The following is a 24,841-nucleotide window of genomic DNA, read 5'->3' on the forward strand; positions in this document are numbered from 1 at the left end:
GGGGGAACGCCCGGGGTCACACGGGCCGGTCGCCGACCGGCTCGGCACCCCGGTTCGATTGTCCCCGACCGTTCAGATGGTCGAGCACCCGGGCCGCCGCGACCCGGGCGGACGCGACGCAGGCGGGAACGCCGACGCCGTCGTAGGCCGCGCCGCAGAGCGCCACGCCGGGCAGTGCGGCGACCGCCGCGCGGATCCGCGCGACCCGGTCGAGGTGCCCGACGGCGTACTGCGGCAGCCCGCCGCCCCATCGGGTGACCCGCGTGTCGATGGGCAGCTCGGTGACCTCGGCGGTGCGGGCCAGCTCGGTCATGGCCGCGGCCGTCAGCTCCTCGTCGGAGCGCTGGAGGGCGAACTCGTCGCCGTACCGGCCGATCGAGCAGCGCGCGACCACCAGGTCGGGTGAGCCGTCGGTGAGGTGCGGCCACTTCGTGGTGCTGAACGTCACGGCCTTGACCTCGCGCGTCTCGACGGCGGGCACGAGGTAGCCGCTGCGGCGCGGCCGCTCGGGGAAGGCCGTGCCGGAGTAGGCCAGCGTGATGATCGCCATACTGGCGTACTCGACGCGGTCGAGCTCGGCCGCCGCGGCCGGGGACTCCTCCTTCAGGAGGCGTCCGGCGGGCCGGGCGGGCACCGCGAGGACGACGGCGTCGACGTCGAGGGCCTCGGGGGCGCGGGCGGGCCCGATCGTCAGCCGCCAGCCGCCGGGCGTACGGGCCAGCTCGCGGACCATCGCCTCGGTGCGCACGTCGGCCCCGAGGTCGGCGAGTCCCGCGGCCAGCGCGCCGGGCAGCGAACCCATGCCGTCGACGAGCGTCGTGAAGACCGGCCCGGGGTCGGCGGGCGCCGCCGCGACGACGGAGCGGGCGGCGTTGATCAGGGACCGGTGGCTGCGGGACGCGGCGGCCAGCCCGCCCATCGTCGCCTCGAACGACAGCTCCTCGACCCGCCCGGCGTAGACCCCGCCGAGCAGCGGCTCCACCAGGCGGTCCACCACCTCGCGGCCGACCCGCGCGCCGACGTAGTCGGCCACCGACACGTCCTCGCCGCGCGGGGTCTCGGGGCGGACCAGGTCGAGCGGCACCCGGGCCAGGCCGGCGGGCGAGAGGACCTGGGAGCGGGCGAGGGCGGTCAGGTCGGCGGGCACGCCCATCACCTGACCGGCGGGCATGGGGTGCAGCGCGCCCCGGCTCCAGATCGCCGAGGACGTGGTGCCGGGGAAGGCGAGCCGCTCGCCGAGCCCGAGCTCGCGGGCGAGCTCCAGGCCCTCGGGGCGGCGCGCGAGCATCGCCTCGGCGCCCTCGTCCACGGCGACGCCCGCGATCTCGCTCACCCGGAGCTTGCCCCCGACGTCCGGCGTCCCCTCCAGGAGGGTGACGCGGACGCCCTTCTTCGCCAGCTCGTACGCGGCGGTCAGCCCGGCGACGCCCCCGCCGACGACGGCGACGCGGCCGCGATGCGACTCATCGGTCATGGCTTCCACGATGGCAGACGGTCCGGGCGATGGGCGTTCAGGGGCGCGTGTCGGCGGTCAGCGCGCCGACTCCTCGTGGACGAAGTCGACGAGCCGGGTCAGCTTGTCGGGGTCGGCCGCGGGCGGCACGCCGTGGCCGAGGTTGAAGACGTGGCCCTCGGCGGTGCGGCCGCGGGCGAGCACGTCGCGGGTGCGCTCGGCGATGACGTCCCAGGGGGCGAACAGGATCGCCGGGTCGAGGTTGCCCTGCAGCGCCTTGCCGGGCCCGACGCGCAGGACCGCCTCGTCGAGGGGCACCCGCCAGTCGACGCCGACGACGTCGGCGCCGGCCTCGCCCATCAGGCCGAGGAGCTCACCCGTGCCGACGCCGAAGTGGATGCGCGGCACATCGTACGGCTCCAGCGCCTCGAAGATCTTGCGGCTGTACGGCAGCACCGACGCCCGGTAGTCCTGCGGGCCGACGGCGCCGGCCCACGAGTCGAACAGCTGGATCGCGCGCGCCCCCGCCTCGACCTGGACCTTCAGGAAGGTCGCGGCGATGTCGGCGAGCCGGTCGAGCAGCCGGGCCCACAGCTCGGGCTCGCCGTACATCATCGCCTTGGTCCGGTCGTGGGTCTTGGACGGACCGCCCTCGATGAGGTACGACGCGAGCGTGAACGGGGCGCCGGCGAACCCGATGAGCGGAGTGCCGCCGAGCTCGCCGGTGAGCGCCCCGACCGCCTCGGTGACGAAGGAGACGTCGCCGGGCTCGAGCGGGCGCAGCCGGTCGACGGCGGCGGCGTCACGGATCGGGTCGGCGATGACCGGGCCGACGCCGGGCTTGAGGTCGAGGTCGACGCCGATCGCCTTGAGCGGCACGACGATGTCGCTGAAGAAGACGGCCGCGTCGACGGCGTAGCGCCGGACGGGCTGCATCGTGATCTCGACGATGAGGTCGGGCCGGGCGCACGCCTCGAGCATGGGGATGCCCGCACGCGCCTCGCGGTACTCCGGCAGGGCGCGGCCCGCCTGGCGCATGAACCACACGGGCGTGTACGGCACCGGCCGGCGGCGGCAGGCGAGCAGGAAGGGGCTCTCCTCGCCCGGCCCCGAGGCGGCCGTGGCGCTGTCTTGCGGCATGACAGTGCTCTCCTGTCTGGCTTCCCGCGGAAGGTCATGGGCTTGAGGCACGCTCTGGATCGTCCCACGAAACGACGAGCCCCGCGCATCGCCCTGTGGACGACCCCGCTGGAACGGTCCCGGACCGGTTCGCGGTCCCGTACGATGTGGTGCCCGCGCGGGCGGCCGGGGAGCGCCGCCGGGGCGTGGCCCTACGTCCGTTATGAGAATCTTCAGGACACGCCGAGCGAGGTCCTGCGAACACGGCGGGGCGCATGCGAACGTGTGAACGCTCCCCCTGCCGAATCGAGGGAGGTCACCGAGAGATGGCCCTCACACGTCATTGTTCCGCCTGTGGCGGCGAACGCCGCTTCGAGCAGCCGCCGTGCGCGGACGACCACGGCGCGGACTGCCCCGAGTGGGCGTGTGCGGACTGCGGCATGGCGATCCTGATCGGCGACGCGCCGGAGGCTCCGGTCACCGCCCGTTCCGAGGCCGCCTGAGGCCCCTGTGCTGATGTGCCCGTCGAAGCGTTCCGAGGTGTGCCCGGTGGATCGGCCGTACGCCCGATGACGGCGCGGAGTGATCCCGCGCCGGGACCGTTCCAACGCGTGCTCGACACCTTGCGCGCCGTCGTCGACGCCGAACCCACGCGACCCGAGCTCCTCATCGAGGACATGCCGGCGCCGCAGCGGCTGGCGCCGTACGCCGCGGCGATCATGGCGACGGTGTACCGCGAGGACGACACCGAGCTCGCCGTCGGCCGCCTCATCGTGCTGTACGACCCCGAGGGGCAGCGCGGCTGGGACGGGGACTTCCGGCTGGTCGCGTACGTGCGCGCCGAGCTGGAGCCGGAGATCGCGGCGGACCCGCTGATCGGCCCGGTCGGGTGGAGCTGGCTGACCGAGGCCCTGGAGGGCCACCGGGCCGGGTACAAGGCCGCGTCGGGGACCATCACCCGCGCGGTGTCGGAGAGCTTCGGGGACAAGGGCGCCGATCCGGCGACGACCGAGCTGGAGCTTCGCGCCTCCTGGTCACCGACGAGTGATGATATTGCTGGGCATATCAGTGCGTGGTGCGATGTTCTATGTCAGGCGGCCGGCTTGCCGCCGGCGGGAGTCACCTCACTGCCGAGTCCAGGAGCTTGAACACATACGGTAGGCGCGTGGAAGTGTCGGAAGCAGAAGTCGTACCCCTCCTCGAACCGCGGGAGGGCATTCCTCCGGTCATCGAGACCCCGGAGGCGCTCAGGGACGCCGTCGAGCGCCTGGCCGCCGGGGACGGCCCGGTCGCAGTGGACGCCGAGCGCGCGTCCGGCTACCGCTATGGCCAGCGGGCCTATCTCGTGCAGCTGCGCCGTTTCGGCGCCGGCACGTTCCTGATCGACCCGGTCCCCTGCTCCGACCTGTCCGCGCTGGACGCCGCGCTGGCCGGCACCGAGATGGTGCTGCACGCGGCCAGCCAGGACCTGCCGTGCCTGGCCGAGCTCGGGCTCGTGCCGCGGCGGCTGTTCGACACCGAGCTCGCCGGCCGGCTGCTCGGCTATCCCCGCGTCGGCCTCGGCACCATGGTGGAGACCGTCCTCGGCTTCACCCTCGAGAAGGGGCACTCGGCGGCCGACTGGTCCAGCCGCCCGCTGCCCGCCGACTGGCTCCGCTACGCCGCGCTCGACGTCGAGCTCCTGGTCGAGCTGCGCGACGCGCTGGAGGTCGAGCTGAAGCAGGCGGGCAAGCTCGAGTGGGCCCTGGAGGAGTTCGCCGCGATCCTGGCCACGCCGCCGAAGGAGCCCCGGCAGGACCCCTGGCGGCGCACCTCCGGCATCCACCGGCTGCGCAGCCGCCGGAGCCTGGCCGTCGTCCGCGAGCTGTGGACGACCCGCGACCGGATCGCCCGGGACCGCGACCTGTCCCCCGGCCGGGTCCTGCCCGACGCCGCGATCGTCGAGGCGGCGCTCGAACTCCCCCGCACGCCGGACGACCTGGCGGCGCTGTCGACGTTCCGGGGGCGCAACACGCGGCGGCACGCGCCGGCCTGGTTTCGCGCCGTGCAGCGCGGCCGTACGCTGCCGGACGCCTCGCTGCCCGAGCACAGCGTCCCCGGCGACGGACCGCCGCCCGCGCACCGCTGGGCCGAGCGCGACCCGGCGGCGGCCGAGCGCCTCAGCACCGTGCGGGCCGTGGTCGCCGCGCTGGCCGACGAGCACACGCTGCCCACGGAGAACCTCCTGCAGCCCGACACCGTACGACGGCTCGCCTGGGATCCGCCCGAGGACGCGACGCCGGAGGCCGTCGGCGTGGTGCTCACCGCCCTCGGGGCGCGGTCCTGGCAGGTCGAGCTGACGGCCACGCCTCTCGCCAAGGCGCTGTGCCGGCTGGCCGCCAAGCGTGAGGCCTGACCCCCGGGCCGCACGCGCCGCGGGCCGGATCGTCACGCGGCGTCTGGTCCTGGACCGCCTCGATCCCGGCTCCGCCCGTGCCCTCGCCGAGGGCGACTGCTCGGGCGTGGTCCCCGCGCGCGGGTGGCCGACGGACGCGACCGCGATCGTCGCCCACCGGGCGGCCACGGACGCCGAGGCGCTCACCTGGCTGATCCAGCGCGAGGGCGCGGTGATCGGGGAATGCGGGCTCAAACACGCGCCGGGCGCCGACGGGATGGTCGAGATCGGCTACGGGCTCGGCGCGCCCTGGCGGTCGCGGGGGTACGGGACGGAGGCGATCCGCGGACTGCTGAGCCGGCTTGAGGAGTCCCCGGCCTACCGCGGGGTGACCGCCGAGGTCCACGAGGGGAATCTCCCGTCCCGGCGGCTCCTGGAGCGGCTCGGGTTCGCCGTCGACGACTTCACGCCGCCGTACGTCTGGTATGCCCGCGCGCTGCGGTGACGGGCTCGGCAGAGCCCGGGGGAAGGGCCGTCAGAGCTGGATGAAGGACAGGCCACGGGCCTGGAGCTTGGGGAGGACCTTCCGCAGCGCCTTGATGGTCTCGGAGCGGTCGCCGCCGCCGTCGTGGCACAGGAGGATGTCGCCGCCCTTGGCGGCCAGCATGCTGCGCCTGATGTGGGCGGTGCCCGGGCGGGCCCAGTCCCTCGGGTCGATGTCCCAGTCGATCGGCACCATGCCGTGCCGGGCCGCCGAGGCGAAGATCGCCCGTGACCACGCCCCGCCGGGCGAGCGGAAGAACCTCGGGGCGACGCCGGTCGCGTCGGCGATCCGTTCGTGCGCCTCGGTGATCTCCTTGTCGACCTTGTGGGACGACATCTCGGCGATCCACAGCGGGTGGTTCATCGTGTGGTTGCAGAGCTGGTGGCCCGCCTGGACGATCCGCTGCGCGAGTTTCGGGTACTGCTTCACCTGGATGCCGATCAGCGAGAACGTCGCCTTCACGTCGTGCTCGGCGAGCACGTCGAGCATCTTCGGCGTCCACTCCGGATGCGGCCCGTCGTCGATGGTCAGCGCGATCGCGTTGGGCGGCGCGTCGGGGAGGATGTCGTGGATCCGGTACACGGCCTCCTTGCGGCGCGGTACGGGCGTCGGCGACGGCGGCGTGGGTGTCGGCGTGGGCGACGGGCTGGTGTTCACGGGCGGGATGACGGCACGGCCCCGCGCCAGCGGGTGCCGGGCACCGGCGGGCGCCCCCGTGACCCGGTCCCCGGCGAGCAGCAGTGCGGCGCTCGCGGCACCGAGGGCGAACATCCGACGACGGGTCATCACGTCCCGAAACTCCACATGTCGAACGCTATGCCGTAACGGCCGTCGGCGGATGTAATTGATCGGATCGAAACAAGGAGCCGGTACCGGGAACGTGACCGATTCAACATTAAATCGGCTTCTGAGTGACATTCCGGGCTTGCGATCGCGGACCCACTCCCCCAAACTCGGGTTAGGTTAGGTTTGCCTAAGACCCCCGGTCGTCCGAAGGAGCGCGTCCCTTGTTGCTCGGCAACTTCCTCATCGGCCTGCGCGAGGGGCTGGAAGCCTCACTCGTCGTCAGCATCCTCATCGCGTACCTGGTCAAGTCGGGCAACCGCCGGGCACTCGTTCCCGTCTGGACCGGCATCGGCGCCGCCATCGCCCTCAGCGTCGCGTTCTGCGTGGTGCTGAGCGTCGCCTCGGGCGAGATGCAGTTCAAGACGCAGGAGACCTTCGGCGGGTTCCTGTCGATCCTCGCGGTCTGCCTGGTGACGTGGATGGTGTTCTGGATGCGCCGGGCCGCGCGGTCCATGAAGGCCGAGCTCGAGGGCAAGCTGGAGGGCGCGCTGTCCCTGGGGACCGGCGCCCTGTTCGCCGTGGCGATCCTCGCGGTCGGGCGGGAGGGGCTGGAGACGGCCCTGTTCCTGTGGACCAACATCAACGCCGCCCAGGACAGCAGCGCCCAGCCGATCGCCGGCGCCGTGCTCGGCCTGCTCACCGCCGCCCTGCTGGGCTACCTGCTCTACCGGGGCGGACTCCGGCTCAACCTCAAGCGCTTCTTCACGATCACCGGCGCGGCGCTGATCGTGGTGGCAGCCGGGGTGTTCGGCTACGGCTTCCACGACCTGCAGGAGGCCGACATCCTGCCGGGCCTCAACTCCTGGGCGTTCCAGCCGCATACCTGGTTCGACGGCATGGGCAGCGCGGGCCAGTGGCTGCAGACCGCCCTCCAGGGCGTCTTCAACCTGACGCCTCAGGTGACCAAGGTCCAGGCCGTGATGTGGGTCCTCTACCTGGTGCCGGTCATGTTCTTCTTCCTGCGCCCGGCCAAGCCCGCCGCTCCCAAGCCGGAGCGGCAGACCGCCCCGGCGCGCGGCTGATCGCCGGCGGTACGCGCACGGACCCCTGGTGGCAGGGCCCGGGTTACCCGTCAGTCGTTACCGACGAGTAACGTAGGGGTAGGAGTACTCAGGAGTGCTCCGCAGGCTCTGTCAGAAGGAGAACCGACCGTGCCCCGTACCGCACGTGACGTGGTCTTCGTCGACGGCGTTCGCACGCCGTTCGGCAAGGCGGGCCCCAAGGGGCTCTACGCCGAGACCCGCGCAGATGATCTCGTCGTCCGCGTGATCCGCGAGTTGCGGAGGCGCAACCCCTCCCTGCCTGCCGACCGCATCGACGAGGTCGCCATCGCCGCGACCACGCAGATCGGCGACCAGGGCCTCACCATCGGCCGCTCGGCCGCCGTGCTCGCCGGACTGCCCAAGAGCGTCCCCGGGTTCGCCATCGACCGCATGTGCGCGGGCGCGATGACCGCCGTCACGACCGTGGCCGGCGGCATCGCCTTCGGCGCGTACGACGTCGCGATCGCCGGCGGCGTCGAGCACATGGGCCGGCATCCGATGGGCGAGGGCGTCGACCCGAACCCGCGGTTCCTCGCCGAGAAGCTCGTCGACCCCTCCGCGCTGATCATGGGGTCCACGGCCGAGAACCTCCACGACCGGTACCCGCATATCACCCGCGAGCGCGCCGACGCGTACGCCCTGCGCAGCCAGCAGAAGGTGGCCGCGGCGTACGAGGCCGGCAAGATCCAGCCGGACCTGGTGCCGATGGCGATCCGCTCGCAGGAGAAGGGCTACGGCCTGGCGACCGCCGACGAGCCGCCGCGCCCGGAGACGACGCTGGAGGGCCTGGCCGGCCTGAAGACGCCGTTCCGGCCGCACGGCCACGTCACGGCGGGCAACGCCGCGGGCCTCAACGACGGCGCCACCGGCTGCATCGTCGCGGCCGAGGACGTCGCCGCCGAGCTGGGCCTCACCGCCAAGATGCGGCTGGTCGACTACGCGTTCGCGGGCGTCGAGCCCGAGGTCATGGGCGTCGGACCCGTCCCGGCCACCGAGAAGCTCCTGGCCCGCAACTCGATCACGATGGACGACATCGGCCTGATCGAGATCAACGAGGCGTTCGCCGTGCAGGTCCTCGCCTTCCTCGACCACTTCAAGATCGCCGACGACGACGCGCGGGTGAACCCCTGGGGCGGCGCCATCGCGCTCGGCCACCCGCTCGCGTCCTCCGGGGTGCGGCTGATGATGCAGCTGGCCCGCCAGTTCGCCGAGCGGCCCGACGTCCGTTTCGGCCTCACCACCATGTGCGTGGGCATGGGCATGGGCGGCACCGTGCTCTGGGAGCGAGTGTGACGCAGCGAGCGCAGCGGTCCGCCGCCCACCGGTCGCAGGCCGTCCCCGCGGCGGCCCGCGGAGCGAGTGAGGAGCGCGAGCGACCCATGAACAGGGAGAACCCGAACTTCGAGGGGGGCAAGTGACCACGGTGCAGACGTGGCGTTCGCTGCTGGACGCCGGGAACGTCGACCACGACGAGGTCGTGACGCACGCGCGCGTACGCGACGTCGAGCTGCCGTACGGCGCGGGCACGATGGCGCTGATCACGCTCGACAACGGGTTCGACCACACCAAGCCGAACACCTTCGGCCCGCGCGGCCTGCTGGAGCTGAACGACGCCCTCGACCAGGTCGCGACGCGCGACGACCTCGTGGCCGTCGGCGTGACCGGCAAGCCGTTCATCTTCGCGGTCGGCGCGGACCTCAAGGGCGTGCAGGCCCTGGAGGGCCGCGAGCAGGCCGAGCTCGTGGCCCGGCTGGGCCACGACGTGTTCCGGCGCCTCGGCGAGCTGAACGTCCCCTCGTTCGCGTTCGTGGGCGGCGCGGCGATGGGCGGCGGCGTCGAGGTGGCGTTGCACTGCACGTACCGCACGATCTCCTCCGGCGTGCCCGCTCTGGCGCTGCCCGAGTGCTTCCTCGGCCTGGTGCCCGGCTGGGGCGGGACGTATCTGCTCCCCCGGCTGATCGGCGCGGAGAAGGCCCTCAAGGTCATCATCGAGAACCCGCTGAACCAGAACAAGATGCTCCGCGGCCCCCAGGCGTACGACCTGGGCATCGCGGACGTGATGTTCGAGCCGGCCGACTTCCTGGAGGAGTCGCTGCGCTGGGCCGCCCGCGTGCTGACCGGCGAGGTGACGGTCGAGCGCGCCGAGGTCGACACTGGCAAGGCGTGGGACGACGCGGTCGCGCAGGCCCGGTGGTTCGCCGAGGGCAAGCTGCACGGCGCGGCCCCGGCGCCGCTGCGGGCGCTGGACCTCGTCGCGGCGACCAAGGACCGGAGCCGCGATGAGGGCTTCGCCGCCGAGGACGAGGCCCTCGCCGACCTCATCATGAGCCCGGAGCTGCGCTCCGGCCTGTACGCCTTCGACCTGGTGCAGAAGCGCGCCAAGCGACCCGCCGGCGCGCCCGACAAGTCCCTCGCGCGGCCGGTGACGAAGGTCGGCGTGGTCGGCGCCGGGCTGATGGCCTCGCAGTTGGCGCTGCTGTTCGCCCGGCGGCTCAACGTCCCGGTCGTGCTCACCGACCTGGACCAGGAGCGTCTCGACAAGGGCGTCGGCTACGTCCACGGCGAGGTCGACAAGCTCCTCGGCAAGGGCCGGATCTCGGCGGACACGGCGTCGCGGCTCAAGGGCCTGGTCACCGGCTCGCTGACCAAGGACGCGTTCGCCGACGCGGACTTCGTCATCGAGGCCGTGTTCGAGGAGATGGGCGTCAAGCAGAAGGTCTTCGCCGAGGTCGAGGCGGTCGTCTCGCCCGAGTGCGTGCTGGCCACCAACACCTCCTCGCTCTCGGTGACCGAGATGGCCGCCAAGCTGAAGCACCCCGAACGGGTCGTCGGATTCCACTTCTTCAACCCGGTCGCCGTCCTGCCGCTGCTGGAGATCGTCCGCGGCGAGCGGACCGACGACGCGGCGCTGGCCACGGCGTTCGCCACCGGCAAGGCGCTGAAGAAGTCCTGCGTGCTGGTCAAGGACGCGCCCGCGTTCGTGGTCAACCGCATCCTGCTGCGGCTGCAGGCGGAGATCCTCAAGACCGTGGAGGAGGGCACGCCGATCGAGGTGGTCGAGCGCTCCACCAACCCGCTCGGCCTGCCGATGTCGCCGTTCGTGCTGATGGGGCTCGTCGGCCCGGCGATCGCGCTGCACGTCGGCGAGACGCTGCACGCGGCGTTCCCCGAGCGGTTCCCGCTGTCGGCGGGCCTGGCCAAGCTGGTCGCGGCGGGCAAGCCCGGCGTCTACCGGCCGGACTTCACCTTCGACCCCGAGGCCGTGGCGCTGTTCGAGGGCGGCACGTCGCCGTCCACGGAGGAGCAGGTCATCGCCCGGGCCCTCGACGGGCTCGCCGAGGAGATCAGGATCATGCTGGACGAGGGCGTCGTCGCCGCGCCCGAGGACATCGACCTGTGCCTGATCCTGGGCGCGGGCTGGCCGTTCCACCTGGGCGGCATCACGCCGTACCTCGACCGCACCGGTATCGCGGAGAAGGTCAACGGAGTTCGCTTCCACTCCTGACGCCTCGATCCGCCACGGGCGCCCCGGCACACCGTGCCGGGGCGCCCGCGCGTGCGCCATCCCCGGCGCGTCGGCAGAATCGGGCCCATGGAGGTCTTCCGATGCGCGGCCTGTGGCACGATCCTCAGTTCGCCTCTGCAGCGGGTCGCCTTTCCTCACCGCGAGACGCGGCCGCCCGGACACGACGTCCACCGCCCGGCCCGGATGACGTACGGCACCTACGCGATCGATCCGGAGCCGTTCCACTACGCCGTGGAGGAGGTCCTCGACGGCGCAGGGAACCTGATCGGCCGGAGGTGGCCGCCCGCTCCGCGGAACACCTACGTGCTGGCGCCCGGGAACACGCGCAACACGCGGTTGATCATCGAGCGGTGCCACACCGGATGCTGGGCCCTGGACGGAGGCGGTGGCCCGAACCTGGCCTGTGACGGCTGTGCGGCACCGGTGGCGACGCGGATCGACGACTGCGGACGCTGGCTGGAGGTACGGCTCGAGCCGGCGGCGGTCACCGTCGGCACTACGTCCGACGGGGTCGCCGAGGGCCGGGACCCGTTCCCGTGGGAGACCGCCGAGGAGGATCGGCTCGGCGTCGCCCCCTCGCCTGAACCGGACGCCACGCTGCCGGACTGGCTGTGGTTCCAGACCCTGGCGTCGTGTGCGGCGCGGATCCTCGTCGCCGCGGACGGGGAGCAAGTCTTCGTGATCGAAGGCGCCGGCGACCTGATCCACGACCTGCTGTCGACCGTGCTGCGGGGCACGTCGCTGGCCGGGATCCCCCGTCGTCTGCCCGCCCCCGCACCCGTCGCCTCCGGGGCACCGCGCGTGGACGGCGCGGCGAACGCCCTCAGGGCCGCGTTGCCGGCCGGTGGGCGGCCGGTCGCCGTCTGCGACCTCGCGGGTCCGGGCCGGCCTTTCACCGACGTCCGCGGGCTCCTCGGCGTACGGCCCGGCGATCCCCTGCCCGGCGGCCTGCGGTTCATCGCGGTGGTCCCCGTCCCGGGCTCGGGTCCCCGGCACCGGTCCGAGACGAGGCGGTGGACGCGGGACCTTCCCTCGCCGGCGGTACGGAGCGTCGGTCTCGACGTCAGAATCTGGTCCTACCTGGTTCACGACCAGACCCAGACCGTTCGATCGCTGTCCCGTACCCGATGGGGTCACCGGGGGCTCGCCGCCGCCGTGCACCGGGAGGAGGATCTCCCGTCGCGTGACCTCCCGCCGGAGGCCCGGTCGTCGATCGGTCCGTGGGAGTTCGCGGAGCAGCTCGACCGGCTGCCCGGACCGCGTGGTCCCCGGCTGCGCGCGCTGGCCCGGGAGCTCCGCGGCGGCTCGTGAAGGCGGCCGGCCGGGGTCAGGGCGTGTGCGTGCCGCAGGCGTGGCGGAGGGCGTCCCAGCCGGCGAGCTTGACCCGCTCCCCGCGGGCGAGCGTACGGGCCAGCTCGATCTCCTCGGCGTCGATGCGGAGCCAGTCGTCGTACGTCACCGCGCGGACGTTGCGCGCCTCCAGCAGCCCCTCGATCGACGGGTGCTCGCGGGCCCGGCCGCCCAGGTCGGCGAGCAGGGCGCGGACCGTCTCGGCGGCGTCGGCCTTGTTCGTGCCGATCACCCCGGTGGGTCCGCGCTTGAGCCAGCCGGCGACGTACTCCCCCGGCATCGGCGCGCCGTCCTCGCCGAGCACCCGCCCGGACTCGTTCGGCACGACGTACGCCCGCGGATCGAACGGCACGCCGGTCAGCGGAACGCTCTGGTAGCCGACCGAGCGCAGCACCATCCCGACCGGCAGCGTCTCGTACGCGCCGGTGCCGACGACCCGGCCCTCGGCGTTCAGCGTGGTGCGCTCCAGGCGCAGGCCCTCGACCCGGTCGGTGCCGAGGATCTCCACGGGCCGCAGCCAGAACCGCAGGTCGAGCCGGCGCGCCCGGCCCTCAAGCGGGCGCCCGACCCAGTCGCGCATGACGGTGACGTTGCCGCGCACGTGCCGGTCGGACTCGGCGAGCGCGGCGCTCGCCGGGTCGAGCTCCAGGTCCTCAGGCCGCACGTGGACCTCGGTGTACGGCAGCGCGCCCAGCTCACGCAGCTCCTTCGTGGTGAACTTGGCCTGCGCCGGACCGCGCCTGCCGATCATGTGGATGTGGCGTACGGCGCTGCCGCCGAGCAGGTCGAGCACCGGCTCGGGCACGTCGGTGGCGCGCAGTTCGTCCGCGGTCTTGGCGAGGATCCGCGCGACGTCGACGGCGACGTTGCCGACCCCGATGACCGCGACCTCGTCGGCGGACAGGTCGACGTCGAGGCCGGCGGCGTCCGGGTGACCGCAGTACCAGTTGACGAAATCGGTCGCGGCGACGCTGCCGGGCAGGTCCTCCCCCGGTACGCCGAGATGCCGGTCGACCATGGCGCCGGTCGCGTAGATCACCGCGTCGTAGCAGGCGAGCAGGTCGTCCCGCGTGACGTCGGCGCCGAACTCCACGCCGCCGAGGAAGCGCACCCCGGGGTGCTCCAGCACCCGCTGCAGGTAGCGCGCGATCGATTTGATCGACGTGTGGTCCGGCGCGACGCCGTACCGTACGAGGCCGTACGGGGTCGGGAGCCGGTCGAAGACGTCGATGAGTACGTTGCCGTCCGCCTGCTTCACCAGGGCCTCGGCGGCGTAGATGCCCGCCGGCCCGGACCCGATGACCGCCACGCGGAGCGGAGGTGTGTCCGCCACCTCGCCATTGTGCGCGCCGGAGGCGGCCGGCGTCAGGACCGGCGGGGCCACATCACCGGGATTCGACCGACGGTTTACCGGCCCTGCTGTGGGCGTACCCGTACGTGAAGTAGATGGCGAAGCCGATGAGCATCCAGACGACGAAGCGGATCCACGTCTCCACGGGCAGGTTCAGCATGAGGTAGACGCAGGCCAGGACGGCCAGGATCGGCACGAGCGGGGACGCCGGGACGCGGAACGACCGCTCCAGGTCCGGCCGGGTGCGCCGCAGAAGCACGACGCCGACCGAGACGACCACGAACGCGAACAGGGTGCCGATGTTGACCAGGTCGGCCAGGGCGGAGAGCGGGACCAGGCCGGCGATCGCCGCGACGACCACGCCGATGATGACGGTCATCCGGGCGGGCGTGCCGTACTTCGGGTGGACCTTGGCGAGCCACGGCGGGAGCAGCCCGTCCCGGCTCATCGCGAAGAACACCCGGCTCTGGCCCAGGATGAGGATCAGCACGACGGTGGTCAGGCCGGCGAGCGCGCCGACGCTGACGATCGTGGCGAACCCGGAGTGGCCGATCGCCTTGAACGCGTCCGCCAGGGGCGCGTCGACGCTCAGCTGCCGGTAGTTCTGGATGCCGACGACGACGAGGGAGACGGCGACGTACAGCGTGGTGCAGATGGCGAGCGAGGCGATGATGCCGACGGGCAGGTCGCGCTGCGGCTTCTTCGTCTCCTCGGCGGCGGTCGCGACGATGTCGAAGCCGATGAAGGCGAAGAAGACGATCGCGGCGCCCGCGAAGACGCCGGCCCAGCCGTACGTGGACGGGACGAAGCCGAAGATGACCTGGATCAGCGGGGTCTTCCCGCCGTGCGCCTCGGGCGTGGGGACGGCCTTCGGGACGAACGGGTGGTAGTTGGCGCCCTTGATGAAGAACAGGCCCGCGACGATCACGAACAGGACCACCGCGATCTTGATCGCGACGATGACGGCGTTGACCCGTGAGGAGACCTTCACGCCGAGGACGAGGACGCCCGTCACGACCAGCACGATCAGCGCGGCCGGGATGTTGAAGGTCGCGTGTTCGCCGGCGACGGAGGAGGGCAGATCCCAGCCGAGGTCGCTGAGGAGCGTTCTGGCGTACCCCGACCAGCCGACCGCCACGGTCGCCGCCGCCAGCGCCAGCTCCAGGACCAGGTCCCAGCCGATGATCCAGGCGGGCAGTTCGCCGAGCGTCGCGAACGAGAACGTGTACGCGGAGCCCGCCACCGGAACGGTCGAGGCGAACTCCGCGTAGCACAGCGCGGCGAGGCCGCAGGCGATGGCCGCGGCGACGAAGGACAGCGCCACCGCGGGCCCGGACTTCTCCTTGGCGACCTCGCCGGTGAGCACGAAGATGCCGGTGCCGATGATGACCCCGACGCCGAAGACGGTCAGGTCCAGTGCGCTCAGGTCCCGACGCAGCCGGTGACCGGGCTCGTCCGTATCTCGAATGGACCGCTCAACCGATTTCGTTCGGAAGACACGCACCAGAGACTCCTTTGCCGCCTTTTTGGCCCTCCTCTACCCAACGTCGGAGAAAATCAACGAACCGCGTCTATCCGTCCTCGGTCAGGACTCGGTCGGTTCGAGGACTTCGTCCCTGGCGGTGGCCGCCGTGATGTCCCGGGCGAGGCCCTGTGGGGTCAGCCCCATGTCGGCGAGGATCTGCGCGCGCTTGGCGTGGTCGAGGAACCGGTCGGGGATGCCGAACGTCCGGACCGGCACGTCCACGTCGGCGTCGCGCAGCGCCCGCGCCACCGCGTCGCCCACGCCGCCGACCCGGCAGTTGTCCTCGACGACCGCGACGACCCGGTGACCGGCGGCCAGAGCGGGCAGCTCCGCGTCCAGCGGCTTGACCCAGCGCGGGTCGACGACCGTGACGCCGATGCCGTGCGCGTCGATGGTCCGGGCGGCCTCGACCGCCACGCCCGCCATGGGGCCCGCCGCGACGATCAGCACGTCCTGCGCGCCCGAGCGTACGAGCACGTCCATCCCGCCGACCCGGTCGACGGCCGCAACGTCCTCGGCCACCGGCCCCTTCGGGAACCGGATGGCCGTCGGCCCGTCGGCGACGCCCACCGCCTCGCGCAGCAGCTCCGTCAGCCGCGCGCCGTCCCGCGGCGCGGCGACGCGCAGGCCCGGCACGACCTGCAGGATCGACATGTCCCACATGCCGTTGTGGCTCGGCCCGTCGTCGCCGGTCACCCCGGCCCGGTCGAGGACGACCGTGACCGGCAGCTTATGCAGCGCGACGTCCATGAGCAGCTGGTCGAACGCGCGGTTGAGGAACGTGGCGTACACCGCGACGACCGGGTGCATGCCACCGAAGGCCAGTCCCGCCGCCGACGTCACCGCGTGCTGCTCGGCGATCCCCACGTCGAACGTGCGCTCGGGGTATGCCTCGGCGAACGCGGCGAGGCCCGTCGGGTGCAGCATCGCCGCGGTGATGGCCACCACGTCGGTACGCTCGGCGCCCAGCGCCACGAGCTCGTCGCTGAAGACGTTCGTCCAGGTGCGGGAGCTCTTGGCGAGCTTGCGCCCCGTCGCCGCGTCGAACAGGCCGGGGGCGTGGAACGCCTCCTCCTCGTCGTTCTCCGCGGGCGCGTAGCCGAAGCCCTTGCGGGTGATGCAGTGCACGATCACCGGCTCGCCGAAGTCCTTGGCCTTGCGCAGCGCGTGCTCCACGGCCTCCTCGTCGTGGCCGTCGATCGGCCCGAGATACTTCAGGCCCAGATCCTCGAACATCGCCTGCGGCTGCAGGATGTCCTTGATCCCCTTCTTGATGCCGTGCAGCGCCTCGTACGCCATCGGCCCCACAACCGGGGTGCGCGGCACCGTGCGCTTGATCAGGTCCAGGGCGTGCTCGTACCCCCGCGTCATTCGCAGGTCCGCGAGGTGACTGGCCAGCCCGCCGATCGTCGGGGAGTAGGACCGGCCGTTGTCGTTGACGACGATGACCACCCGGCGGTCCTTGCCCGCCGCGATGTTGTTCAGCGCCTCCCAGGCCATGCCGCCGGTCAGCGCCCCGTCGCCGATGAACGGCACGACGAACCGGTCGCCCTCGCCGCGCAGCTGGTACGCCTTCGCGAGCCCGTCGGCGTACGACAGGGCGGTGGAGGCGTGGGAGTTCTCGATCACGTCGTGCTCGGACTCGGCCTGGCTCGGGTAGCCGGACAGCCCGCCCGCCTGCCGCAGCGTGCCGAAGTCCTGCCGCCCGGTGAGCAGCTTGTGGACGTACGCCTGGTGGCCCGTGTCGAAGAGGATCCGGTCGCGCGGGGAGTCGAAGACGCGGTGCAGGGCGATGGTGAGCTCGACCACACCGAGGTTCGGGCCGAGGTGACCGCCGTTCTTCGACGTCGACACCGCGGTGACGAGGAGGTCTCGTATCTCGCCGGCGAGCTGCGGAAGCTGCTCCGGAGCCAGGCGCTTGAGGTCCTCGGGCCCTCGGATCGACTCAAGAAGGGTCACGCGGGTCATCTCCTCGTTTTTTCTGCGGATGCTGATTTTAGTGGCCGCTCGACTATGAGACGCGAAGCCCCTGAGCCGAGTTCACGTGGCGCAGCGTAGCGATCGGATATAAAGAGAGTGATGGATGACGAACGAATCGTGCTGCTGGGCGCCGACGGCCATGCCATCGGCACGGCCCCGAAGGCGTCAAGTCACCACGGCGCCACGCCCCTGCACCTCGCGTTCTCGTGCTATCTGACGGACCCGGCGGGGCGCATCCTGATCACTCAACGAGCGCACGACAAGCGAACGTTCCCATCCGTGTGGACCAACAGCTGCTGTGGTCATCCGGCACCCGGCGAGGGCCTGCGCGACGCCGTACGCCGCCGCGTCCGCCTGGAGCTGGGCCTGGAGATCGAGAGCATGACGCTCATTCTCCCGGAGTTCCGCTACCGCGCGACCGCCGCCGACGGCGTGGTCGAATACGAACTGTGCCCGGTGGTCCGCGCCGCCGCAACGGGCGACCTGCGCCTCCACCCCGGCGAGACCGCCGTGGCCGACTGGCGCGACTGGGCGTCCTGCGTGGCGCTGGTGGACGACCCCTCCGCGTCTCCGTGGTATCGCGAGCAGATGGCCCAGCTCATCCCGCTCGGCAAGCCCGCCGACTGGCCCGCCGCGCCCACCTCCCTGCTGCCACCCGCCATCGCCTGGTAGCCGGAGCCCACCGCCCGGCGCCTCGTCCGCCCGTTCTGAGAACCTCGTTGGCACACCCGGCCCCGTCCGCGCTCGACCTTGACACTGATGTGACGGTCTACCGTCCCGTCATCGACTGATCCCCGAAAAGGAGTCGGTGATGCCGGGTGCAGTGATCATCGGCCGCGTCGCCGCGCGGCGGCGGGACGTTCCTGGAAGCGCATTCGAGCCGGACGACATCGCCGGGCACTACTGGCGCCTCCACGCCCAGCCCCGGCGAGAGTGACAGCGGGAGATCGTCCGCTGGGGTCCTGGGAACGGGAGCGAACCGCGGGGACATGAGAGTGCATGCCCCCGCGGACGCTCTCCGTCAGTTCCCGGTCAGGTCGAAGTCGACCCGGACCAGCTGCTGGGAGGTGTCCTCAGGCCGGTAGTAGGTGAAGTACTGGGTCAGGCCGCCCCGGCTGGAGTACTCCGGGTGCGCGAACATCGCGTAGTCCCACAGGGTGTTGGTCGGCAGGCCGGTGAACATCGGCTTGGGCGCGGTCCACGGTCCCCAGGGGGCCGGCGCGGTCTGGTAGCGGCCGACGTTGTCGTAGAAGCCCATGAACGTGTTCAGATAGCCGTGCAGCGCCGGGACGTACTGGATGGTGGAGCCGGCCGCGCCGTTGCCGGCGCCGACGGTCACCGCCGCGTTCGGGTCGGTCGACCATTCCGGGGTGCCGTCGCCGGACCGGCCCGTGTAGTAGCGCCAGGCGAGCCGGTCCTGGATCCGCCCGGCCGGGACCCTGGCCAAGGCGCAGGAGTTCGCGGTGGTGTCGCACCGGCCGTACGTGTAGATCATGCCGTCGTGGAGCACCATCGAGCCGGACGCGAACTCCTTGCCCGGCGCGAACATCAGCGTCGGGTCGTTCCCCTCCGGCACGGCCCCGGTGACCGCCGGGTCGGGGTGCTCGACTTCGATCAGGCTGAGCTGGTGGGTGCGCATGTCCAGCTGGGCGAAGCCGGTGCCGAGGGCGGTGCCGACGAATCCGGACGCGCAGGGCGTGCCGTCCGGCGCCCCCCGGCACAGCTTGCCGTACGAGAAGATGATCCGGTGCCGGGCGGGGTCCGCGACGACCGGGCCGGGCCAGTTCGCGTACACGGTGCCGCAGTACTGGTCCCCGGCCGCGCAGGGCGCGGCATGCGCGTCCTGGAACTTCTTCTCCGCGTCGGTCAGCGGTATCAGCTGCTTCGGCGCGGTCGAGGAGTCCTCGGTGAACGGGTTGTTGGAGTACAGGTCGATGCCGTCGCGAGCGTCGAGGTCGCTCGTGATCGCGCCGGTGTTCGACAGGAAGTCGTCGGGGTCCCGCAGCATGGTGTCGTCGAAGATCCACACGGATTTCCCGGCGTAACCGGCGCTCTGGCCGTTGTCACGCCCGATGACGTGCGAGTTCTGCCGCAGCGGCGGCAGCTGCGCGGTACCGGTCACGGTGAGCAAGCGCACCGGTGGGACGGAGGTGGCGGCCACCGCCGGTGTCGCCGTGAGCGCGGTGGTCAGCGCCGCGGCGGTGCCGACCGCCGCGAGCGTGGAACGGATTCTCATCTACGCGTCTCCCTTGTCGAGGCAGCCTGGACCGGCCGGAGTAGGCCGGCACGAGTGGAGGGGCGGTGCGAGCGGGATGGGCGACCGGACTCAGGAGCCGCTTGCCAGGGCGTTGATCTCCTTCATGGTCTTGGCGACCCCGGCCGCGGTATCGGTCTTACCGGCGATCGCCGGGTTCCAGTCGGCCATCAGGATGTTGGTGGCCTTGGTGGCCCAGCCATCGAGGAACGCAGACTGCACCTTGATGGGGGCGTTCAGTTCGTACTTGATCGTGGCGGCCATGCTCTCCGGCCCGGGGCCCTGGCCGGCGAGCCCTTGGAAGTAGCCGGTCGAGCCGGGCAGGTACGCGATCGGCGCCACCGGGATCTTGCGCATCGTCTCGTTGAAGACGTTCGTCTCCAGGTACGACACCGCCTTCCACACCTGGTCGGGGTCGCCGAGGGTGGCCGGTGAGCAGACGCCGTTGCTCTCGGTGAACTGCACGTTCTTGGTGACCTGGGGCATCGGCGCGTAGCCCCACTCGAAGGAGGGCTTACTGGAGACCATCGTCTGGGCCACCCACTGGCCCCCGAACAGCATCGGTACCGAGCCGTTGGCGAACGCCGGGATCGCGGGGTCGGAGTTGTAGCTGTAGTCGGGGGTGGTGATCTGCCCGGCCTTGATGGCCGTGGCGTACCGCTGGGCGGCCTCCAGCATCTTCGGGTCGGCGGTGACCTGCTTGACGTTGGTGGCGGTCGTCGCCAGTGGCCGCCCGCCGGCCGAGACCGAGTACTGTGACAGCCCGAACGGATTGGTCAGCAGCGGCCACTGGGTGACCAGGCCCTGCTTGGCGCCGTTACGGCCGGTCAGCTTCGCCGCGTCGGCGAACATCTCGTCGTACGTCCAGCCGGCCGCCGGCACCTTGACGTGCGCCTTGTCGAAGAGTGCCTTGTTGTAGAAGACGCCGTACGTGTTGGCCAGCGTCGGTATGCCGTACAGCTTCCCCTTCGCATACCAGGAGTCCAGCGCGCCCGGTGAGAACTTGCTCAGGTCGATGCCCTGGTTCTTCTTGGCGTACGCCGTCCAGTCATAGAGCAGGCCCTGCGCGGCCAGCGTCTGCTCCTCGGTGTTGCTGCACCAGAAGAAGTCCGGGATCTTCTTCGACATGATCAGTGACGCGAGCTTCTGCGCGTAGTCGGCGTTCGGCGCCTCCTGGCGCTTGAGGGTGATGCCCGTCGACGTGGTGAACGCGCCGAACGCGGCGTCCATCGCGTTGTTCGTCTGGACCGTCTCCCAGGACATCCAGGTCACGGTCTTGGCGCCGTGCGAACCACCGCTGGAACCGCATCCGGCACTGGCGAGAAGGGCCGCGGCGACGGCGGCGACGCCGATCCTGTGAATTCTCATGAGAGCCTCCCGGGCCCGCCTGAATGCGGGTCCGCGCGAAAGGTGAAAAAGCGGGGTGAGAGTGCTACTTGGAGTTCATGCCGAGGGCGCCGATGCCCTGCATGAAGTGCCGCTGCGCGAAGAAGAAGAGCAGCAGTGGGGGCAGCATGTACAGCAGATTGGTGGCCATGAAGAGGTTGTACTGAGACGTCGCCTGGCCGGCGCTGTCGCTGACGAACCCTGCCATTCCCAGGGACAGCGTGAAACGATGGGCGCTCTGGAGGTAGACCAGCGGGTTGAGGTAGTCGTTCCAGGACAGCTGGAAGGACAGGATCGCGATGGTGATCCACACCGGCCGCGTCAGGGGGATCATGATCGACCAGAAGATCCGCAGGTGACCGGCACCGTCGATCTTGGCCGCCTCGTCCAGCGAGAAGGGGATGGCCAGGAAGTACTGGCGAGCCAGAAAGACGAAGATCGGAGCGCCGAGGAACGACGGCACGATCAGGGGGACCCAGGTGTCGATCAGCCCGAGGTCGATCCACAGCCGCTGCAGCGGGATCAGCCCGACGATCTGCGGCATGAAGATGCTCGCCGTGAACGCGTAGAACCAGAACTTGCGGCCGCGGAACTTGATGCGGGCCAGGCCGTAGCCGACGAGCATCGAGCTGACCACCGAACCGATCGTCGACAGCACCGTGACGATGACCGTGTTGGCCAGCAGCCGGTAGAAGTCGACCATCTTCGGCCCGTCGACGAAGTTCGACCACTGGAACTCGTGCGGCAGGAACTGCGGCGGTATCCGGTTGACGTCCGGACCGCTCTTGAGCGCGATCGAGAGCATCCACAGCAGCGGCAGCAGCATCGAGACGCCGAGCACCGCGCACAGCAGATACCAGGAGATCCGCGAGGCGCGCAGCGGCACTCGCATCGCCAGGCCCCCGGGACCGGATCGGACCGTCATTTGTCACCCTCCCCGGCGTAGACCCAGATCGAGGAGAACCGCAGAGTGATCGCGGTGACCACCATGACGATCAGGAACAGCATCCAGACCTCAGCCGTCGCGTATCCCAACTGAGGCGTGGACAGGTAGTTCTTGAACCCGTCGGAGTAGATCTTGTACATCAGCACGTCGGTGGTCGTGCCGGGGCCGCCCTTGGTCAGGATGGCGATCTGGTTGAAGGTCTGGAAGGCCGCATTCATCTGCAGGACGACCTGGAGAAGGAGGATCGGCGTGAGCATCGGCAGGGTGATGCGGAAGAAGGTCCGGATCGGTCCCGCGCCGTCGACCTGCGCCGCCTCGTACAGCTCGGCCGGTACGGCCTGGAGCCCCGCCAGAAAGATCATCATCGTGCTGCCGACGCCCCACAGGCCCACCACGACCACGGCCGGCATGGCCATGCGGGTGCTGCCCACCCACATGCTGGTCGGCAGGTGCAGCGTCTTGAGCACCTGGTTGGCGAGGCCGTACTGCGGGTCGTAGACGTACTTCCACAGCGCCATCACCGCGATGGAGGGCAGCACCACCGGCAGGTAGAAGATGGTCCGGAAGATCCGTACGCCGCGCAGAGACCGGTTGACCAACACCGCCAGCGCCAACCCGCCCGCCAGCATCGCCGGCACGGTGATGACGACGAACAGCAGCGTCGCCCGTACCGACGGCCAGAACGTCGGGTCGTGGCCCAGCAGGTATCTGAAGTTCTTCAGGCCGGTCCACTTGGCCGGGGTCAGGCCGTTCCAGTCGGTGAAGGCGTGGTACCCCGAGGTGACCAGCGGATAGACCACCAGAAGGCCCAGCCCGAGGATGCCCGGCAGGATGAACAGGTGGCCGGTGAGGAACGCGCGTACCGCTCCGCTCCGGCGGCGGGCCCGCGTCCGGGCGCCCCGGTCGACGCTCGCGGTCGAGGCGACCCCGGTCGCCGTCACCGGGCCCCTCCCCCGGCCGATCCGACGTGACCGGCCGATCGCACCAGCCGCGCCGCGCCGATCCGGGCGTCGGCCATGCCGTAGAAGCACAGCAGCCCGGTCTCGTGCGGGAGCAGCGCCGTCGGGAAGACGACGTTGTCCACGGTGCCGACGCGCTCCTGCTCCGACTCCGGCGACAGCAACGGCTCCTTGCTGCGCGCGAGGACGTACCCGGGGTCGTCGGCGTCGAGCAACGCCGCGCCGGCCTGGTACACCTGGCCGCCGTCGCCCGTCGGGCCGACGCCGTGATAGACGAGCAGCCAGCCGTCCTGGACGCGGATCGGCGGCGGCCCCGCACCGATCTTCGTCCACTCCCACGGCTGCTCGGGTTTCATGATCTCCCGATGACCGGACAGCACCATCAGCATGCGCGGGTCGGCGCGTGCCGCCTCCAGGTCGATGTAGGAAAGCCAGATCGACAGGCCCTCGCCGTCGTGGCCCGCCGGGGTGTACCGGCCGAGCTCCCGCCCATCGAGCGCCTCCCCCCACATCGGCCGGTGGAGGACGGCCAGCGCGGGGCGGCCGTCCGGGCCGGCGACCGGCTCGGGCAGGATGACGACGTCCTTGTTGCAGACGAGGTTCAGCTCGACGTCCGCGTCGTCGTCGTAGACGTACACCAGCGGGCCGAGCCGGCGCCAGACGATCAGGTCGGCGGAGACCGCCAGGGCGGTACGCGGTCCGAGCGGTCCGTACGCCACGTACGTCATGAGCCAGCGGTCCAGCGCGTCGATCCGGGTCACCCTCGGGTCTTCGACGCCGGCGTGGTCGCTCGCCCGCTCCCAGCTCCGGTCCGGCTTGAGGACCAGCCCCTCCCGGCGTACGCCCGTCGGGACGCCGTCCTCGAAGGTCACCGTGGCACGGGCGATCCTCGAGACGTTGCCGTCGGTCACGATCCGGGGGAACAGCACGATCTCGCCGGCCGGGGTGACGGCGCCGCCCGGGTTGAGGGTGCCCTCGGCCTCGGCCGGGTCGTCGGGGTCCGGGCTCATCACCACGCCCAGCCGCTCGAAGCGGTACGGGACGACGCTCATTCCGCCACCGCCGCGACCGCTTCGGGCTTGGCCAGCGAGTTGGCGAACTCCAGGTGCAGCTCGCGCAGGTGGCCCATGCCGTTCTCGTGGCCGTTGAAGGGCCAGACCTGGATCCGCTTCGGCCCGCCGTACGCGTTGTGGGCCGCGAACACGCTCGACGGCGGGCAGATGGTGTCCATCAGCCCCACGGAGAAGAAGGCCGGTGCCACCGCACGGCTCGCGAAGTGGACTCCGTCGTGGTAGGACACCGTTCGCTCGGCCCGGTCGAGCTTGTCCCGCTGGACCCGCAGGTACTCACGCAGTTCGGAGTAGGGCGCGTCGTCGGTGATGGTGGCGCACCGCATGATGTCGCACAGGAACGGTGCGTCGCTGATCAGCCCGATGACGTCCGGCCGGAGCCCGGCGACCGCCAGGGAGATCCCGCCGCCCTGGCTGCCCCCGGCCACGATGACGCGCTCCGGGTCGACGCCGTCGAACCGGCGCACCGCGTCGACGGCGCGTACGGAATCGGTGAAGACCCGCCGGTAGTAGTAGTCGTTCGGGTCCTCGATGCCCCGGGTCACCAGGCCGCCGGCCTGTGGCGCGCCGGTGCAGCCCAGGTCGGGGGTGTCCGCGCCGACCTGGCCCCGGCAGTCGACGAGCAGATGGGCGTAGCCGGCCGCGCTCCACATGAGCGACTCGGCCGGCTTCCCGCGACCGCCGGTGTACCCGAGGTACTCGACGACGGCGGGCAGCGGCCGGACGCCGTTGCGCGGCACCATCAGCCAGGCGGCGATGCGCTGTCCCGCGTACCCGCCGAACGCCACGTCGTAGACGTCGATGGTGGACAACCGGGTGTCCACCGGCGTGAACCGCGCGTCGAGCGGATGCGCCGCGGCCTCGGCGAGAGTTTCGGACCAGAAGTCGTCGAAGTCGTCAGGCGCCACGGCGGCGGAACGGAATTCGTACAACTCCTGAAGAGGCAGGTCGAACTGCACGGAGATTCCCCTCTCTGGGACTTCCAGATGACAGGGGCGGTGTCGCATGCGTCGCGTTAATCCCGTGTGTCACTGATGTGTCCCGCGTGTTAAACGCTCGCATACGACTAAGCCGATGTCAACGTTGACATTGTGTGGATGTGAAAGGCCTGACGG

Annotated in this window: 22 protein-coding genes; 10 read left to right on the forward strand and 12 right to left on the reverse strand. The window is 71.2% G+C overall.

All coding sequences use genetic code 11. The annotated features are described in order from the left end of the window. Positions 1–16: 16 nt before the first annotated feature. Positions 17–1,474, reverse strand: a complete 1,458-nt coding sequence (gene hemG, locus NDW01_RS19320; RefSeq protein ID WP_252822483.1) for a protoporphyrinogen oxidase — start codon at positions 1,472–1,474, stop codon at positions 17–19. A gap of 57 nt (positions 1,475–1,531) precedes the next feature. Continuing rightward, positions 1,532–2,593, reverse strand: a complete 1,062-nt coding sequence (gene hemE / locus NDW01_RS19325) for a uroporphyrinogen decarboxylase (RefSeq protein ID WP_252822485.1) — start codon at positions 2,591–2,593, stop codon at positions 1,532–1,534. A 305-nt stretch (positions 2,594–2,898) separates the two neighbouring features. Here hemE and NDW01_RS19330 point away from each other — a divergent pair, with 305 nt between their 5' ends. From NDW01_RS19330 to NDW01_RS19345, 4 genes are all read left to right on the forward strand, one after another. Then, positions 2,899–3,075, forward strand: coding sequence for a hypothetical protein (locus tag NDW01_RS19330; protein WP_252778410.1), 177 nt, complete (start codon positions 2,899–2,901; stop codon positions 3,073–3,075). A 66-nt stretch (positions 3,076–3,141) separates the two neighbouring features. Further along, positions 3,142–3,720: a DUF3000 domain-containing protein gene (locus tag NDW01_RS19335; RefSeq protein WP_252778828.1), complete on the forward strand. Its 579-nt coding sequence runs from the start codon at positions 3,142–3,144 to the stop codon at positions 3,718–3,720. Between the two features lie 23 nt (positions 3,721–3,743). Further along, the gene (locus tag NDW01_RS19340; RefSeq protein WP_252822894.1) at positions 3,744–4,967 is read left to right on the forward strand and encodes a ribonuclease D; all 1,224 of its coding nucleotides are present in this window, start codon (positions 3,744–3,746) and stop codon (positions 4,965–4,967) included. Beyond that, positions 4,957–5,451, forward strand: a complete 495-nt coding sequence (locus NDW01_RS19345; RefSeq protein ID WP_252822488.1) for a GNAT family N-acetyltransferase — start codon at positions 4,957–4,959, stop codon at positions 5,449–5,451. The genes NDW01_RS19340 and NDW01_RS19345 overlap by 11 nt, the downstream gene beginning before the upstream one ends. A gap of 30 nt (positions 5,452–5,481) precedes the next feature. Here the strand turns inward: NDW01_RS19345 and NDW01_RS19350 are convergent, their stop codons facing one another. Continuing rightward, on the reverse strand, positions 5,482–6,294 hold the full coding sequence (locus NDW01_RS19350; protein WP_252822490.1) for a polysaccharide deacetylase family protein: 813 nt from the start codon (positions 6,292–6,294) through the stop codon (positions 5,482–5,484). A gap of 203 nt (positions 6,295–6,497) precedes the next feature. On the opposite strand from NDW01_RS19350, the gene efeU reads away from it, so the two are divergent. From efeU to NDW01_RS19370, 4 genes are all read left to right on the forward strand, one after another. Next, entirely contained in the window at positions 6,498–7,358 is an 861-nt protein-coding gene (efeU, locus tag NDW01_RS19355) for an iron uptake transporter permease EfeU (RefSeq protein ID WP_252822493.1), read from the forward strand. A gap of 129 nt (positions 7,359–7,487) precedes the next feature. Then, positions 7,488–8,672, forward strand: a complete 1,185-nt coding sequence (locus NDW01_RS19360) for a thiolase family protein (RefSeq protein WP_252822495.1) — start codon at positions 7,488–7,490, stop codon at positions 8,670–8,672. Positions 8,673–8,793: 121 nt separating this feature from the next. Beyond that, positions 8,794–10,884 carry a 3-hydroxyacyl-CoA dehydrogenase NAD-binding domain-containing protein gene (locus NDW01_RS19365; RefSeq protein ID WP_252822496.1) on the forward strand — a complete coding sequence of 697 codons (2,091 nt, stop codon included), beginning with the start codon at positions 8,794–8,796 and terminating at the stop codon, positions 10,882–10,884. An 87-nt stretch (positions 10,885–10,971) separates the two neighbouring features. Beyond that, on the forward strand, positions 10,972–12,216 hold the full coding sequence (locus NDW01_RS19370; RefSeq protein ID WP_252822498.1) for a hypothetical protein: 1,245 nt from the start codon (positions 10,972–10,974) through the stop codon (positions 12,214–12,216). Between the two features lie 16 nt (positions 12,217–12,232). Here the strand turns inward: NDW01_RS19370 and NDW01_RS19375 are convergent, their stop codons facing one another. The 3 genes from NDW01_RS19375 to dxs form a co-directional block, all read right to left on the reverse strand. Then, on the reverse strand, positions 12,233–13,588 hold the full coding sequence (locus NDW01_RS19375) for an FAD-dependent oxidoreductase (RefSeq protein ID WP_252822500.1): 1,356 nt from the start codon (positions 13,586–13,588) through the stop codon (positions 12,233–12,235). Between the two features lie 52 nt (positions 13,589–13,640). Further along, positions 13,641–15,110 carry an amino acid permease gene (locus NDW01_RS19380; RefSeq protein WP_252822503.1) on the reverse strand — a complete coding sequence of 490 codons (1,470 nt, stop codon included), beginning with the start codon at positions 15,108–15,110 and terminating at the stop codon, positions 13,641–13,643. Between the two features lie 81 nt (positions 15,111–15,191). Continuing rightward, positions 15,192–17,090 carry a 1-deoxy-D-xylulose-5-phosphate synthase gene (gene dxs / locus NDW01_RS19385; protein WP_252822505.1) on the reverse strand — a complete coding sequence of 633 codons (1,899 nt, stop codon included), beginning with the start codon at positions 17,088–17,090 and terminating at the stop codon, positions 15,192–15,194. A 120-nt stretch (positions 17,091–17,210) separates the two neighbouring features. Here dxs and idi point away from each other — a divergent pair, with 120 nt between their 5' ends. Together idi and NDW01_RS43015 are read left to right on the forward strand one after the other, a co-directional pair. Then, positions 17,211–17,783 (forward strand): isopentenyl-diphosphate Delta-isomerase, encoded by a 573-nt coding sequence (gene idi / locus NDW01_RS19390; RefSeq protein ID WP_252822507.1) that lies wholly within the window; start codon positions 17,211–17,213, stop codon positions 17,781–17,783. A 139-nt stretch (positions 17,784–17,922) separates the two neighbouring features. Continuing rightward, positions 17,923–18,048, forward strand: coding sequence for a hypothetical protein (locus NDW01_RS43015; RefSeq protein ID WP_256512403.1), 126 nt, complete (start codon positions 17,923–17,925; stop codon positions 18,046–18,048). An 84-nt stretch (positions 18,049–18,132) separates the two neighbouring features. Here the strand turns inward: NDW01_RS43015 and NDW01_RS19395 are convergent, their stop codons facing one another. The 6 genes from NDW01_RS19395 to NDW01_RS19420 all read right to left on the reverse strand — a co-directional run bounded on the left by NDW01_RS19395 (position 18,133) and on the right by NDW01_RS19420 (position 24,685). Continuing rightward, positions 18,133–19,347, reverse strand: coding sequence for a DUF4185 domain-containing protein (locus NDW01_RS19395; RefSeq protein ID WP_252822509.1), 1,215 nt, complete (start codon positions 19,345–19,347; stop codon positions 18,133–18,135). Between the two features lie 90 nt (positions 19,348–19,437). After that, entirely contained in the window at positions 19,438–20,733 is a 1,296-nt protein-coding gene (locus tag NDW01_RS19400; protein WP_252822511.1) for an ABC transporter substrate-binding protein, read from the reverse strand. A gap of 64 nt (positions 20,734–20,797) precedes the next feature. Then, positions 20,798–21,676 carry a carbohydrate ABC transporter permease gene (locus NDW01_RS19405; RefSeq protein WP_252822513.1) on the reverse strand — a complete coding sequence of 293 codons (879 nt, stop codon included), beginning with the start codon at positions 21,674–21,676 and terminating at the stop codon, positions 20,798–20,800. Continuing rightward, positions 21,673–22,638: a carbohydrate ABC transporter permease gene (locus NDW01_RS19410; protein ID WP_252822516.1), complete on the reverse strand. Its 966-nt coding sequence runs from the start codon at positions 22,636–22,638 to the stop codon at positions 21,673–21,675. Before NDW01_RS19410 ends, NDW01_RS19405 begins: the two co-directional genes overlap by 4 nt. Further along, entirely contained in the window at positions 22,635–23,708 is a 1,074-nt protein-coding gene (locus tag NDW01_RS19415; protein ID WP_252822518.1) for a glycoside hydrolase family 130 protein, read from the reverse strand. Before NDW01_RS19415 ends, NDW01_RS19410 begins: the two co-directional genes overlap by 4 nt. Then, positions 23,705–24,685 carry an acetylxylan esterase gene (locus tag NDW01_RS19420; RefSeq protein WP_252822520.1) on the reverse strand — a complete coding sequence of 327 codons (981 nt, stop codon included), beginning with the start codon at positions 24,683–24,685 and terminating at the stop codon, positions 23,705–23,707. The genes NDW01_RS19415 and NDW01_RS19420 overlap by 4 nt, the downstream gene beginning before the upstream one ends. Positions 24,686–24,841 lie beyond the last annotated feature (156 nt).

The organism is Actinoallomurus soli, assembly GCF_024055715.1.
Classification (GTDB): domain Bacteria; phylum Actinomycetota; class Actinomycetes; order Streptosporangiales; family Streptosporangiaceae; genus Actinoallomurus; species Actinoallomurus soli.